This is a genomic window from Arthrobacter sp. Sr24, from assembly GCF_054511175.1.
Genome location: NZ_JBTNDB010000017.1, coordinates 1 through 14,048 on the forward strand (window position 1 = coordinate 1; position 14,048 = coordinate 14,048).

The 14,048-nt window shown below is 59.9% G+C and carries 16 protein-coding genes and 1 pseudogene; 5 read left to right on the plus strand and 12 right to left on the minus strand.

What is annotated here, in order from left to right; genetic code table 11:
• Window positions 1-477, minus strand: a 477-nt coding sequence (locus tag ACX80D_RS11705) for a TerC family protein (RefSeq protein WP_459322844.1), incomplete at its 3' end; no start/stop codon positions are given.
• Between the two features lie 538 nt (window positions 478-1,015).
• Between ACX80D_RS11705 and ACX80D_RS11710 the strand changes: the two genes are divergently transcribed.
• Window positions 1,016-2,206 (plus strand): Fic family protein, encoded by a 1,191-nt coding sequence (locus ACX80D_RS11710; protein WP_459322845.1) that lies wholly within the window; start codon window positions 1,016-1,018, stop codon window positions 2,204-2,206.
• A 69-nt stretch (window positions 2,207-2,275) separates the two neighbouring features.
• Here ACX80D_RS11710 and ACX80D_RS11715 read toward each other — a convergent pair whose 3' ends face one another.
• On the minus strand, window positions 2,276-2,431 hold the full coding sequence (locus ACX80D_RS11715) for a hypothetical protein (protein ID WP_007273076.1): 156 nt from the start codon (window positions 2,429-2,431) through the stop codon (window positions 2,276-2,278).
• A gap of 427 nt (window positions 2,432-2,858) precedes the next feature.
• On the opposite strand from ACX80D_RS11715, the gene ACX80D_RS11720 reads away from it, so the two are divergent.
• Window positions 2,859-3,152: a hypothetical protein gene (locus ACX80D_RS11720; protein ID WP_176705004.1), complete on the plus strand. Its 294-nt coding sequence runs from the start codon at window positions 2,859-2,861 to the stop codon at window positions 3,150-3,152.
• A 265-nt stretch (window positions 3,153-3,417) separates the two neighbouring features.
• Here ACX80D_RS11720 and ACX80D_RS11725 read toward each other — a convergent pair whose 3' ends face one another.
• The 6 genes and pseudogenes from ACX80D_RS11725 to ACX80D_RS11750 all read right to left on the minus strand — a co-directional run bounded on the left by ACX80D_RS11725 (window position 3,418) and on the right by ACX80D_RS11750 (window position 6,747).
• On the minus strand, window positions 3,418-4,302 hold the full coding sequence (locus ACX80D_RS11725) for a glycoside hydrolase family 16 protein (RefSeq protein WP_051060017.1): 885 nt from the start codon (window positions 4,300-4,302) through the stop codon (window positions 3,418-3,420).
• Between the two features lie 328 nt (window positions 4,303-4,630).
• Window positions 4,631-4,834 (minus strand): annotated as a pseudogene (locus ACX80D_RS11730) (Y-family DNA polymerase); the annotation flags it as partial.
• A gap of 9 nt (window positions 4,835-4,843) precedes the next feature.
• Window positions 4,844-5,230, minus strand: a complete 387-nt coding sequence (locus tag ACX80D_RS11735) for a LexA family protein (protein WP_459322846.1) — start codon at window positions 5,228-5,230, stop codon at window positions 4,844-4,846.
• A 145-nt stretch (window positions 5,231-5,375) separates the two neighbouring features.
• A complete protein-coding gene (locus tag ACX80D_RS11740) occupies window positions 5,376-5,525 on the minus strand; it encodes a hypothetical protein (protein WP_459322847.1) in 150 nt (49 codons plus the stop codon).
• Window positions 5,526-5,632: 107 nt separating this feature from the next.
• Entirely contained in the window at window positions 5,633-5,773 is a 141-nt protein-coding gene (locus tag ACX80D_RS11745) for a hypothetical protein (RefSeq protein WP_459322848.1), read from the minus strand.
• Between the two features lie 101 nt (window positions 5,774-5,874).
• Window positions 5,875-6,747 (minus strand): hypothetical protein, encoded by an 873-nt coding sequence (locus ACX80D_RS11750; protein ID WP_459322849.1) that lies wholly within the window; start codon window positions 6,745-6,747, stop codon window positions 5,875-5,877.
• A gap of 520 nt (window positions 6,748-7,267) precedes the next feature.
• On the opposite strand from ACX80D_RS11750, the gene ACX80D_RS11755 reads away from it, so the two are divergent.
• Both ACX80D_RS11755 and ACX80D_RS11760 read left to right on the plus strand, forming a co-directional pair.
• Window positions 7,268-7,858 carry a hypothetical protein gene (locus tag ACX80D_RS11755; RefSeq protein ID WP_459322850.1) on the plus strand — a complete coding sequence of 197 codons (591 nt, stop codon included), beginning with the start codon at window positions 7,268-7,270 and terminating at the stop codon, window positions 7,856-7,858.
• Between the two features lie 163 nt (window positions 7,859-8,021).
• A complete protein-coding gene (locus tag ACX80D_RS11760) occupies window positions 8,022-8,912 on the plus strand; it encodes a hypothetical protein (protein WP_459322851.1) in 891 nt (296 codons plus the stop codon).
• Between the two features lie 109 nt (window positions 8,913-9,021).
• Here ACX80D_RS11760 and ACX80D_RS11765 read toward each other — a convergent pair whose 3' ends face one another.
• From ACX80D_RS11765 to ACX80D_RS11780, 4 genes are all read right to left on the minus strand, one after another.
• Window positions 9,022-9,894 (minus strand): IS3 family transposase, encoded by an 873-nt coding sequence (locus ACX80D_RS11765; RefSeq protein WP_459322919.1) that lies wholly within the window; start codon window positions 9,892-9,894, stop codon window positions 9,022-9,024.
• Between the two features lie 20 nt (window positions 9,895-9,914).
• A complete protein-coding gene (locus tag ACX80D_RS11770) occupies window positions 9,915-10,205 on the minus strand; it encodes a transposase (protein ID WP_459322852.1) in 291 nt (96 codons plus the stop codon).
• Window positions 10,206-10,275: 70 nt separating this feature from the next.
• Window positions 10,276-11,115: a hypothetical protein gene (locus tag ACX80D_RS11775; RefSeq protein WP_459322853.1), complete on the minus strand. Its 840-nt coding sequence runs from the start codon at window positions 11,113-11,115 to the stop codon at window positions 10,276-10,278.
• 662 nt (window positions 11,116-11,777) lie between these two features.
• Window positions 11,778-12,035, minus strand: a complete 258-nt coding sequence (locus tag ACX80D_RS11780; protein ID WP_022876876.1) for a metal-sensitive transcriptional regulator — start codon at window positions 12,033-12,035, stop codon at window positions 11,778-11,780.
• 517 nt (window positions 12,036-12,552) lie between these two features.
• On the opposite strand from ACX80D_RS11780, the gene ACX80D_RS11785 reads away from it, so the two are divergent.
• Complete coding sequence (locus ACX80D_RS11785) at window positions 12,553-13,950, plus strand: MBL fold metallo-hydrolase (protein WP_459322854.1); 1,398 nt, start codon at window positions 12,553-12,555, stop codon at window positions 13,948-13,950.
• Window positions 13,951-14,048: the final 98 nt, after the last annotated feature.

The window sequence follows — 14,048 nt, forward strand, 5'->3', positions numbered from 1 at the left end:
GTTGTTGGCCGGATCGCTTTCGTGGTTTGAGAATGCCTGGCGGTAGGCCAACAAGAGCAACAGGGCGCCGAAGACGTAGAAGATCCAGGACAGGTTCTCGATCAGCGTCGCGCCGACGGCAATGAAGATGCCACGCAGTACCAGCGCGATGATGATGCCTACCATCAGTACCTTCTGCTGGTAGATCTTCGGTACGGCGAACGCACCCATGACCAGCAGGAAAACAAAGAGGTTGTCGATCGACAGTGCCTTTTCGGTGAGGTAACCGGCGAAGTACTCACCCCCGTATGTCCATCCCGAGAGCGTGCCGACGCCGACGCCGAACAGCAGTGCGAGGCTGATGTAAAACACCGACCATCGGGCGGATTCACCGATGGAGGGTTCGTGGGGCTTGCGCACGTGGACGAAGAATTCGTAAACGAAGAAGACGATCGTCACGGCGATGGTGATGATCCAGATCAGGGGCGATACCTGCATGAGGGTACTCCAAAGGGATATGGCGTGGACATGATGCCAAGGTCTCCTCCGCTCTGATCAGTTCAGAACCGATGGCCCGGGATGCACCATTGCACACGTATTGACGGACGATCGCGGACGGGAGTACTCCCCTTGATATAGACCAGAATACAACATGGCCAACCGGTCGTTGAGGCCGTGAGTCCAAGATCCAGGATTCACCCATCGAATTCTTGGCGATTATGGAGCCTTGACATTGCCCCGCTACCAACCAGAAATCCCCCATAGCCCGGATAAGAACCGGAAATCACACGGACGGGGCAACACCTCGTGGGCGTCAAGACCAGGCATCGTCCACCATGCGCCCACAGCCCCGAAGGCCCCCGTTGACGGTCCCCTCTGGCGGCGCGGAGCGTCGACGCACCAAAGGCATGGCGAGCCCGGTGGCACAGCGAGTGCTCTATTTTCCCAAGATCAGATAAGCTTGGGAAAGTAGGACGCTCGGTTTCCCACCCACACCGGAACCAGTCCACGCACCCGGCATCCGCGAGAGGCACCCATGGGCACCGAGAACACCACCTGGCCCTCGATCCGCTTCGAGGAAGTCCCGTGGGACGCGGCGCCCGATGCCAGCCAGTCACGCCGCCAGCGCCTGCTCGCCCGCGGACCCTACCAAGCCGCCGTCGTGCCGCCCATCAAGGACGCCACCGCCCTCATCAGCACCCGGGTCCTGGCCCTGGCTGAGGAGGCAACCATTGACATGGTCCGCTTCGACCGGGATCTGGGTGAGAGTGCGGCCCCCTTCGCGACCCTGCTGCTGCGCAGCGAGTCCGTGGCCAGCTCCGAAATCGAGAACCTCACCGCGGGAGCCAAGAGAATCGCGCTGGCCCAACTGGGAGACCAAACAAGTCCCAATGCCTCTCTGATTGCCTCCAACGTCTCGGCCATGCACGCCGCCATCGCGCTCTCCGATGAGTTGTCCCTGCCCAACATCCTAGCCATGCACCGTGCCCTGCTGCAGGCCTCGCATCCGCAGATCGCCGGGACGCTGCGCACTGCACCGGTGTGGATCGGGGGCAACTCCCCGCACACCGCCATCTTCGTTACGCCACGCCATGAAAGCCTTGAAGCCGCACTGGAGGACCTGGTCGGCTTCATGCGGCGCGATGACCTGCCGATCCTGACCCAGGTCGCCATCGCCCACGCCCACTTCGAGACCATCCACCCGTTCCCCGACGGCAACGGCCGCACCGGCAGGGCCCTGGTCGGTGCCCTGCTGCGCAACAAGGGCGTGACCCGGAGGGTCACCATCCCCGTTTCCTCCGGGCTCCTGGCAAACACCACCTCCTACTTCGAATCCCTGGGCGCCTACCAACACGGCGACCCGGAACCCATCACCGAAATGTTCGCCGAATCAACCTTCGCCGCCACCGACAATGGCCGACTCCTGGCCGCCGACATCACCCAGGTGCAGTCCGACATCCATGCCGCACTGCCCCACAAGCCCAGCGACAGCATGGCCGCCACCATCAGCTACCTGGTGCGGGAACCGGCCCTGAGCGCCGAATCCCTGATCGAGATGACAGGCCAATCCTCAAGCTCCGCCTACCGCAACATCACCACCCTGGAAACCCTCGGTGCGCTCAAAGCCAGCAGCCACATCAAGGGCCGCAAGATATGGATCGCCCCGGCCGTCATCGAAGCCCTGGACGAATTTGCGCTGCGCGCCGGAAAGCGCACCCGCGCCTAACCGTCCGCCAAGATGATCCCTGCATCAGTCACCCGGTGCGGGCATCCATGGTCCCGAATTCGGTAACGCCTACTCTTCGGTGCCCTGGTTTCCTGTCTTGTCGGTGTTGTTCCAGTACAGCGCGGCCTGTTCCTGCAGGACGGCCAGGGCCCCGCGGGCCTCGGCCAGGGCTTCGCATGCCTCCTGGGTGCGGGCCTGCTCGGCTTTCAGGGCCTCGGCCGCCACCCGGCGCTCCCCCTGATGGCGGGCGGCTTCTTCGGTGCGGTGCCCATAGCCGGGCCACCTCTTCCTCCGCGGCGATGGCGATTGCCGCCACCCACGCGCGTCAACAACCCAGCACTAGTGGCCGCTGATTTCCTTGGCCGTCAAAGGCCACGCGTTCCGCCCGATGGAGAAAGGCTCAACGTAGTACCTATTAGGTCTTCTCCGCTTCCGTTTCATGACGAGTCTCCTCCACGAGGATCGGTGTCTCTCAATTTTCTCGTCTGATACATACACCGTCAAGGAACGTCGGGCGCAACCAGCGGCAGAATCCACTCAGTGCCAGCCTGCGCCCGGCACTAGGAGAATTGAGTCAGGTACCCCTTCGCCCTTCGAACCACGGATGACGAGGTAATGACGTCCACTGGTCATCGCTGGCTGGATCGTGGCCATGTGCCGTTGTCAGTGGACCAAGACCACCACCGAGGTCTTTGAAACCGGCGGATTCAAGGGTTTCCGCTGGTCCGATGGCGAAAACACGCCGCACCTCCCCCTGCATAATCCCGCAGAAGCCCAAATCCTGGATGTGGGAACCCGAATCGAGCTCCATGACAACCAATGCCACCCCGCCCGGTGTGGACTGGAACCGCCCCGCAACGAGAACCCCGCCCTGCTCACCGGCTGGATACTCACGGGGACCGGAATCCTGTGCGCCGTGACGGGATTCATCCTGATGATGCCCTGACCCGACTACACGCCATTTCGCAGTCATCCGAATCGGGCCTGGAACCGGTCCCGCCGCCTGGGAAGCCACCGGGTTGCGGGTGTCGGCATACGCCTGGGACTGCAACCACCTTCGCGTCCACAAATCCACCCGCGTCCCATACCCTACGGTGCGCCGACGAAGGGCACCTGCCCGCGCAGGACACAGGAACCACGACCCGGAACCACTGCGAACGAGGGATCTTTCGCATCAATCGCGGTTTGCCACGGAACCCGCAGTGTTCGGATCAGTCATTGCGTCGAATCCGGACATGGTCAATGCTCATGGTCGCCGGGAACCTGGTGCTTTGGTCAGGATCCCCCGGATACTCGCCCCCGACGGCCAGGTTCATCACCAGGTACATCGGCTCGTCCGGCACCTCCTTGCCGTCTAGTCGCCATACGCGCTTTCCATCAAGGATGAAATCCAACCTTCCGGGGGACCAGTCCAGGCCGATGGTGTGCCAACCGCCGGCCAGGGAAGCCCCTCCCGGCAGGAGATAGTCTTTCCCGATGGATGGGGCCGAGTCGTCCTTGGGATGCAGGTGCAGTCGCAGGCGTCCCGTATCCTCACCGGTTACTTCCAGCATGTCTATCTCGGGTCGGGAATTCTCGCTGGCGGGAAGCAACCAGATGGCCGGCCACAGGCCGCGGCCGGCGGGCAGGCGAAACCGGACCTCGACCTTCCCATACGTGAAGGCCAGCCTGGGTGCCCTCTGGTGGGCCGGCGGGCCCGTCGTCACCATGCCCGAGGCGAAGCGATAGTCCTTGCCGTCGGATGCAGATATCGCACTGCGCTCGGCCGTCAGGTGAAGTGCTCCTTCGGAGACCTTGACCTGTCGCGGAAGGTACCATTCGAGTTCGTTGTTGGTCGCTATGGTGCATCCGTCGTCCTGCCACCAGTGGCAGGTGTTCCAGAGGGAGGCATCCAGCGTGTTTTCGTCGAACCCCTCGTCCAGCAGCATCCCGTCCGTGGAAGCTGCATCGGGGTGGATCCCACTGTTGAGGCCGTCAGTTGGCTGAATTTGGGTACTGCCTGGATTTTCGTCCGGAACCTGAGAAGTACATCCCGACAGCAGCGCCAAGGCGATCAATCCGGTGACGGACCCAAAAACTTCTCTCTTCCGGCCCATGACCCGATGATAGCTGTAACGATCATGCCCCGCCACCGGCCATCCTTCCATACAAGATTTCCGGTCGTGGCGGACGGTGCCCGCGTCGGAACGCTCGCCCCATGGCTGGAGAGCAGGCGACCGGACCACTGAATCATTCGGCCCGCCGGATGCCCAGGACATGACTCCATGGGGCACCTTGGACAACCCCGTACCTGGCCGCTGCATACAACTCCTGGGGAACTGCCCACCCAGGTTCCTCTGACTTGATGGAACCGGGACCGACCCCGCCTGGTGCCCGAGCAACTGAAAAAGCGCGAACCCGAATACCGCGGGTCACCTATAATGCCTTGGCGCGGGGCGCGAGCTTGAACCACGGCTCCCCCATCGGGATACCGAGCGCCTTCGCCTCGGCGCTGCGGGTGACGGCGCAGCCGTCATTGTTCGAGAGCACTATCAGCGGTTTGCCCTCCAAGGACGGATCAAAGGCCCGTTCGGCGCTGGCATAAAAGCTGTTGACGTCCACATGGGCAATGGCCTGCATACGTTCCATGACCGCGGCCTACAGGAGATGGTGGAGCGCAACGGAGGCAGTCCCCCAAATTTCGAGCGACGCCAACTCGGGAACACGAATGTCCGGGTAGTCAGGATTTTCCGCCTGCAGAATGACCCCTGTAGGGGTGATGCGCAGCCGCTTGACGGTCAGCTCCCCGTCAAGGACGGCAACCACGATGGACCCGTCTTTGGGTTCAAGTGCGCGGTTGACGATCAGCTCGTCCCCATCACTGATCCCAGCGCCTTCCATGGAATGGCCAGAGACGCGAATGATGTAGGTGCTTGTGACGTCCTTAATCAGGTGATCGTTCAGGTTGATCCTGCCGTCAAAATAGTCCTGTGCAGGAGATGGATAACCAGCTGCCACGGTGACCGGGGCAAGTAGTGGATGCACGACGGGGGCCGCGAAGTCTACAATACAAATTTTCGATACATGAGGCATGACACACCAACTACTAGAAATAAAGTTCTACTAATTGAGTGTAGGTCCTCCCACTGACAACAGCCATGCCGGGGGGCATTGAGATTGGGCACTCTGCCTAGCGTTCGACTCTTACGCTCAACAGCCGGTAACCCTCTTCAAGTGTGCGGCGCATGGCGTCCACGCCTGCCTGATAGTCGGCTGCGTCCACTTCCGTTTGCTCAATGACGCTGCCCTCAATACGTTCCACGGTTCCGAAGATCTTCACCGCATGATTGTAGGCGGATCTGCACCCAGGAGAGCCAGGGGTCCCAGGTCTATGATGTTAAAGATGTAGGAGCCCAGCTGTAACTGGGCCCCTACCGATTGGGACTACTAGATCCAGTCCATAACTACATCAACTGTTTTTGCGATGTAGCTGAGAATCGCAAAGGCGTACGTGCACACCAACAGCGGGTGCGTACGCCTTGCGGTTCCCAGTGCTACAACGGTTCGGTGTTCTTCGCGTTGTCTCACTGGCCCTCCTTTCTTGGGTTGGTTCCTCTTGATTCGGCAACGGTCTGGCCGTCACCAAAACTCTATTAATGCGGTACTTTGCACTTGGCATTCAGTACCAGCTACGCAGCTTTTGGTTCTTTCTTCTTAAGCCTTGCTGCCCGTTCGGTCTTGGCTGCACCACGCGCAAGCTGACGTGATTCTTGGCTGTACTCGCCCGTGAGCCAGTAATATTTGCGACGCGTTCGGCCGATGTCGGACAAGGGCGCCTTGGTCCATTCGTCCCTCTCCCCTAGTAGGTCGAGTTTCCTGAGTTCTTCCAGGCCGTCCTTGACCATCCCCTCTTTGAGTCCGTACCAGGGCAACCCGTCCGCGTGCGTCATGTACATTTCCGCTTTCTGGTTCGTCTCCTTGGCAATGATCAGCAGCATCGCCAGGCCCGGCAGCTTGAGTTTGGCGAAATAGTCCTCCGTCCAGAACACATCGGGCAAAGTGAAGTAGGCATTGGCTCTGTCAGTGCGCCCTCCCGGCGCACTGTAACGTTCTTTGCCGTCTTCGCGGCGGGGAATGATCAGCACTTGTTGTCCCACTCGGACACGTTTCTCGATGAGGCCCTTGTCTTCCAGAACCTTCAACGATCGGGAGAGCGTGGAGGCCGAAAAGGTAAGGCCCTTGGATGTGGGTGGCTCAAGTGCACGCAACCAGATCTTGGCATTGAGCGGCTTTGTCCTATCTTCCAGCCATGGCCAGCAGGTCAAAATCAGCAGGTAGACCAGCAGTGCGCGGTGGTATTTGCCGCTTGCCAGTATCCCCACTGTGCTGCCTCGTTCCTTTTCGTCGTCCGGGAGCTGGACCAGGATGTGCCTAAGTTGCAGATATCCGCGGGCAGACACCCTTGTCATCGCGGCTCGCGTCTCGGCTGGTGTGGCCGAGACGGCTGCCATGGACACGGCCTCTGTGGTGGGGTCAGTTTCGCTGTTCGTTGTTTCGTTCATGAGTACAAGTTGACCACGAAATTCAGAACTACTCTGGTGCACATTTTTGAGGACTCTTGCGTCCTGAGGCCAGATACTGAGATGCCCCTTAATCCTTATAGATGCTACCCATTGCGATTCGTCATTCGAAACGATGACGATGCTCCCCCAAAACCGGTCCGTCACGTGGGGCGTCGACTTTTGGGCTGGGGTTGGGGTTTTTTTGCGTTCTGAGAAAATTCTTGCCATTTTTGGCCACTTTGAGTCAAACGCTTGGTACTTGCACCTCGCGCGCCGAAGGAATCCCTGCGTCCGACTTCGGAAAACTGGCCAGGTCTGGTTGTCTAATGTCATGGGAATCCGCCGCAACGAAGCTCCAAACACCCCTCCCGCTGATGAGGGTTCTCCACTTGTACCTGGGGTGAGCGCGCATCGTGGGGAAAACGACAAGCGGAGGCGCCGTCGACAAATAAGATTCCGCTTCCTGCTCGCCGCCGTGTTCCTGGTCGTGGCAGTGGTCATTCCGATCGTGTGGCCTTCCGTGACATACATACAGACACTCCCCGCAGCTGCCGCCGTGGTGGGTGCCATTATTGCCATACAAAAAGCGGACGCCAGCGCTGACGCTGCGGCTCGTGCGGAGGCGGCACAGGAAACTGCGGAACGCGCATCGCGGGCAGCCCACTACGCACTTGCCTTTCAGGCTCGCCCGATTGTCTCTGTCTTGTGGACTTCCCGTCAGGAAGACCACCCAACGTGGGGACTCCTCCTGTTAGCTGACCGCGAGGCCACGGACATTCAGGGAAAATGGCACTACGCTGACGGTCGACCGCCACTAAATGTGACCTTTCCCGAAGTCATGCCTGGCCCCAGTGGTTCGCTCAGCGTCACCAGTCCGCCCCTGGTGATTCGACTGGGCATCCCGACCACGGTGAAGGTTGCGGAGATTCACAAGCACATCGTTAAGGGATCTCTTGAATTCTCGGATAGTGCTGGTTTGGCTAGGTGGCGAAGCGTTTGGCGTTATCTGCCTCCTGATCTCTCCGATCCTTTCGCATCCCATTCCCAAGCCCCGAACGCCACACATGAATTGACACTGGTCAAACTTCTAGGAATGCCTGACGACCTCTAACCCAAGAAGAGTGCCCTAACCAGTCGTCCAAGTTCCAAGGAAGTGGGACACTCCACGGGCTTGGCCCATTGAGAACTTGCCCGATAGCCGACCACTAATCACAAACAACATTTCTTAGGACTCTAAAGGCCCAACACTGCTTGATTGCCGGTAGATTGGCCTCATGTTGCGAGAAATTCGTCATCCTAGATACGTGGAGTGGGCGGACGAAGTCCTGTCTGTTGCACAGAACGTCCTGCAGGAATGGCCCGGCGAGCAATCGGGGGATGGAGATTTTTTTCCATCAGTTGCACATTCGATCTGCATCACTCAGACGGAACGACTAAGGGCAGCCGTGTCGCTCTACAGAACAGGCCTCGGCAACCATGCTGCAGCGTTCGTGCGAATAGCGTACGAAGAGAACACCTGGCTTTACTACCTGGCCACGATTGAAGATCACCAGTTGAGAAATGACTTGCTCATCACGATGCGAAATCTCAACGTAGGCCAGCGAGTAAGCACACAAAAAGACTTCTTCGGGGAGGACGAAGCCAAGGCAACGGGGTTCCTTAAGTCAGCTCATGATGAACTCGAACCTCAACGTACAGAGAACCTGCGACGGTTCGAAGAGTTGGCTGTCAAACTCGACTGGCCTTCAAAACGTGCCCGTGGTGGTCGTCCAGGTGGGCTGCCCAAGATTGGTTGGCTTGCTGAGAAGCGCTTCGGAGAGAAACACCCCGTGCATGGCTTTCTGGCTGAGTGCTCTTCACAGTATGTGCACTTTAGCGCCTACCAAACCATGCGGGGCGTGGCCAAAGCTTCTGATGGCTCCGCCTCCTATAGTGACGATTTTCAGCGTGGCATCGATTCAGGATTCGCGCTTGGTTGGCTCACGGAACTTCTCATCGGTTGCTTTACCCCGATGAAAAACTGGGCCGCTCCTAGACTCGATTTCAGTGATCAGTGGCTCCAACATTGGCCTACGCACATGGCACGGATACAAAAGGACTTACGCTCATATGGCCTTCCAGCACTGATCTACGCTGCAGATCTAGTGCGCGATCAGAACGATTGAAGTGGAGGCCCACTGTTCCTAAAACACTCTGCCCCCACCCGTTCCACTTCCAAGGAACTGGGACTGAGGTGTGTCAAGGATCTGGGACAGTTGGTTCGGTTCTTTTGGGTTAGGCAGCAGCGAGTTGTTGCTGGTTTTGGGTGGTGAAGTTGGCCATGGCTGTTGCCGGCGGTAGGCCGTTGTTGTGGGTGTGGGGTCTCCACCGGTTGTAGAAGGCCTCGATGTAGCGCATGGTGGCCCGTCTGGCGTCTTGGCGGGTATCAAAGCTGTAGTGGTGGTAGAACTCGTTCTTCAGGGATGAGAAGAATGACTCGGCCACGGCGTTGTCCCAGCAAACACCGGCTAATCCCATGGATTGGCGGATGCGGTTTCCGGTGCACCAGGTCCCGAATTCTCTGGAGGTGAATTGCGTCCCGTGATCGCTATGGAAAATTGCACCAGCACGTAGGTGGCCGTGGTCTCTGGCCATCGTCAGCGCGCTGACGCAGAGGGAAGCGCGCATGTGGTCGGCCATGGCCCAGCCAACGATCATACGGGTGCACAGGTCGATGACGGTGGCCAGATACAGCCAGCCCTCACCAGTCCTGAGGTACGTGATGTCTCCGACCATGCGGGTGCCAGGGGTGTCGGCGGTGAAGTCTCGGCCGATCAAGTCCTTGAAGACTTTATCTGGGTCCGAGGGGATCGTGGTGCGTTTGAAAGCGCGCATCCGCTTGGCCGCCCAGCCGTTCTCTGCCATGATCGAGGCCGTTGTTCCTACGGAAATCTCAACGCCGGCTGTGCTGAGTTTCGCGTGAACCATGCGGTGGCCAAAGATGCCGTCGGAGGAATCAAAGACAGTCTTCACCTGATCAGTCAGCTCCCGGTGGCGAATGGTTGTGGGCGTATCGGTGGCTTCTTTCCACCGGTAGTACGAGGACCGTGGCACTCCGAGGTGTCGGCACATCCAGGCCACTTTCTCTCCAGCGCTCTCCTCCTGCAGAACAAGACGATAGAAGTCATCTACCGTTGCTCTTTGGCGAAGAACGCTGAAACTTTTTTTAGGAACTCATTCTCCCTTTCAAGCTCGCGCATTCGAACTTCCATGGCCTTGTACTTGGCGGCATCCACCGGTAAATCTGGTTTCCGGCCACCGCCTTCTTGGCCCTCGCGGGAGAGTTTGATCCAGCGCTTTAGCGCCGTCAGGGAGATGCCGAGCTCAGCAGCTACAAGAGCTATTGGGCGGCCAGAGGATTCAGCCAAGGCAACAGCATCAGCCTTGAACTCATCGGAATAGGTTGGTCGAGAAGACATGGGAACAATCCTTTCAGGAACTGTCTCACATCATTAGTACACCTCAGTAAGCCGATCCCTCAGCGCGCGATCACGCATCGTCGGGGAACGGAAGACCGGTCTCATAATTAAGCTGCGGCAGCCCTGCATTGCTTCGCCGCAGATTCTCCTGAATGTGCGCCATGCGCTCGGGCCAGTCTTTCCCGTCCGTCGCCCCGCCTGTCAGATGAAGATTTAGTTGGCGAACGAGATCGTTCGCCGCGTCTAGGTCGGGCTGAACTACCCGGTAGAACTCAATGTTGAACCAGTCGAAGAGTGCCACCATGCCCGCCTCGTAAGGATCGACAATGCTGATCAGACGAACTGAATTTCGACTATTCAGATAAGCCCGTGAACCGGCATTCCAGCCCTTCCACTCGACTAGTACATCACTATCCAATCCGACCTCAGTCGTTTGAGTGTCAGGGGTAATCCGGCCGCTGAAATGCCAAGGGGCGGACCGGTAATGAAGCATGTAGTTCCGCAAGTCCCGCAGCACAGTCACCCCATCGATTGCTCGAACGAGCATTGACTGCTTGTTGTAGCTCTCTTCGAACGGGTTTCCAAGCGTTTTGGCAACGCGACGCGCCACGTCGATGACTGTTCCCATGGCCGCCAAGTACGCGCTTAGCGTACTGTCTAGGGCGCCCACATACTGCTCACGAGCGTCCAGCGGGGGGATGTTTCGCATCAACTCGTTTTGCATGTTCTCGTCAGTTTCGCCGTGATGAAGCAGTGCTCGAAGCTCGACAGACCGCTGGTACCAGGGACTAAAGGTCCGCTGAACATCGGCCATCAATTGGTCGGCCTTCTTGCCCGGATGGTTCTTCAGCGACATCTGTAGGCGCTCGTACTCTGCCCTGTGGGCCTCTTGCTCATCGGTCGAAGTCATGCCCCCAATTATGCCGCAGCGCACGAAATGGCTTGTGGGAACACAATCTGCGGTAGTGAATTCGTGAGAGCAAGGTCTCGCCCCTCGAGCACACCTCGACCCAGTCGATCAGCTCAGGCTTTGAAGCGCATCTCGCTGGCGGTCGACCGAGTAGTCAATCGCAACACTTGGCGTCTCCTTGAATCGGGATCAGGTGCCCAATTGCCGGTCGACCAGCGTGCGACCTCGCCGCGGTCGGGGTGCCGCATCAGCACTGTTGTTGGAATGACCGCTTACCCCGCTTGATCTGCTTGCCCCGCACAGGTGCCCCATACTGGCGTCCTGCGGTTTCTCGTAACCCTAGGGTTTCGAGACAATCGATCGAGACACTTCAGGTGTGAGCCACAACGATAAGTGGCCTGTTTTTCACAGTGCTTAGTGGCGGTGTTTTCTGGCCTTGGCTGTTGCATCTTCGGGCCGATGGATCAAGCACCCACATTGACTGCTGTCGCTCGGTGCGCGGCGTCTGATTAGTGAACAGGGGTGCTGATCGCTACGGCTCGCTTGGCGGCAGGGAGTGATTCCTCGGCGGTTGCGGAACCGCCGCACTGCCGAAGTTCGCGCAGTGGTCCTGCCGGACTCCATGGGTGGTCTCGGCGAGAGCTATCGCTGGATGGCTGGGACTAGGCCAGGGAGAGGAAGAGTTTTTCCATGTCGGCACGGTCGGCTGTGGGGTCCTCGCTTTTCAGGCACTGCTCGAGCCCGGTGGCGATAATGGAGAACCCGGCACGGTCTATGGCCTTGGAGGCGGCGGAAAGCTGGGTGACCACCGCGCGGCAGTCGCCGCCTTCCTCCAGCATGCGGATCACGGCGTTAAGCTGGCCCTGGGCGCGCTTGAGCCTGTTGATGGCCGGTTTCATGGTGTCCGCTTCAAGTTCCATGGTGGGTCCCTTCAAGGTGTTGATTTCTTCAATGGTATACCCCCGGGGGTTCCCTTAGCGTATCAATGGCAGTGATTCTCGATACCCCCTTGGGTATATGCCATACTCGAATACAGAGGGGGCGGCCAAGCCTCCATCAACAACCCCAGACGCAAGGAGTCACCATATGTGCCGTGCGACCAAATGCCGTAAGTGCCAGAAAACCACCTGGGCCGGATGTGGCCAGCATGTCAAGCAGGTCATGGCCCACGTGCCGCGGAGCGAGCGCTGCTCCTGCGATCCAAATGCCCCGAAGGAGTCCGGCAAGAAAGGCGGCTTCTTCGCGCGCCTCTTGGGCCGCTAGGCCCAGCCTCGCATGCGCCTGCGGCGATCGGCACCATTCCCGATGGTGTCGATCGCCGCTTTTTTGTGCATCCGTGAACGACTTGACGGATACCCCAGGGGGTATTATTGTTGTCTGTGAACCGGATACCCCCAGGGGTATGAAGGGTAAACTGACCAACCACAAGGAGAACCAATGCTTCTCGAACGAATCTATGACGAGGACCTGGCACAGGCCAGCTACTTCATCGGCTGCCAGGCCAAGGGCGAGGCCCTCGTGGTGGACGCCCGGCGCGACATCCAGGTGTACCGGGACCTTGCCGCAAAAAACGGCATGAAGATCACCGCCGTCACCGAGACCCACATCCACGCCGACTACCTCTCCGGCACCCGGGAGCTGGCCGCCGCCACCGACGCGGAGATTTACGTTTCGGGCGAGGGCGGGCCGGACTGGCAATACGAATTCGAAGCCGAACGCCTCTTTGACCAGTCCACCATCACGCTGGGAAACATCACCGTCACCGCCCTGCACACCCCGGGACACACCCCCGAACACCTTTCCTTCCTGGTCACCGACGGCGCCTTCAGCGACAAGCCGGGCTTCCTGCTCTCGGGTGACTTCGTCTTCTCCGGGGACCTGGGCCGTCCGGACCTGCTCGATGAGGCCGCCGGCGGCACCGACACCCGCTTCGCCGGGGCGCATGATTTGTTCGTCTCGCTGAAGAACAAGTTCCTGACCCTGCCCGACTACGTACAGGTCTACCCCGGCCACGGTGCCGGCAGCGCCTGCGGCAAGGCCCTGGGCGCGATCCCGTCCTCCACCGTCGGATATGAGCGCAGCTTCGCCTGGTGGGGTCCGTACCTGGAGGCCAACGACGAGGCGGGGTTCGTCGAGGCACTGCTTGACGGGCAGCCCGACGCGCACGCCTACTTTGGCCGGATGAAGCGCGAAAACCGCCAGGGCCCTGCCATCCTGGGCGAACGCGCACCGCTGGCCGAACTGGCCACCGGGGACGTCGCGGCCGCCTTGGCCGCGGATGACATCGGCGTGGTCGACACCCGCCACCACACCGAGGTCCATCAGGGCACCGTCGCCGGGGCACTGAATATCCCGGCCGGCACCAAGGCCGCAAGCTACGGCGCCTGGGCCGTGGACCCGGAAACCGACCAACGCCCGCTGGTGCTCCTGGCCCCGAACAGCGAAAGCGCAACCGAGATGTGGGACCACCTCATCCGCGTGGGCATCGACAAGGTCGCCGGATACCTCACTTCCCTGGACGGCCTGCCGGTCTACGTGCCCCGCACGATCTCCCCGGCCGACTTGGCAGGGTTCGATGCCGCCCTGCTGCTGGATGTGCGCAACAAGACCGAGCACACTGCCGGACACGTGCCCGGCTCCGAACAGCTCAACGCCGGACGGGTGCTCTGGAACACCGAGAACCTTCCGTCCGACGGCGTGATCGTGAGCTACTGCCAGTCCGGGGTCCGCAATTCCGTGGCCGCCTCCGCCCTGCGCCGCGCCGGGTTCGACGTCGTCGAGCTCGAGGGCAGCTACGCCGGCTGGGCAGACTGGAAGCAAATGCAGAACGCCTAGGTTCTCCACCACCCATCCTTCACCCATAAATTCCACGTATTCCCGGTCCCGCATCCCCCTTTCCGGATGCGGGACCGGCCGGGCGCCATGCCCGGCAG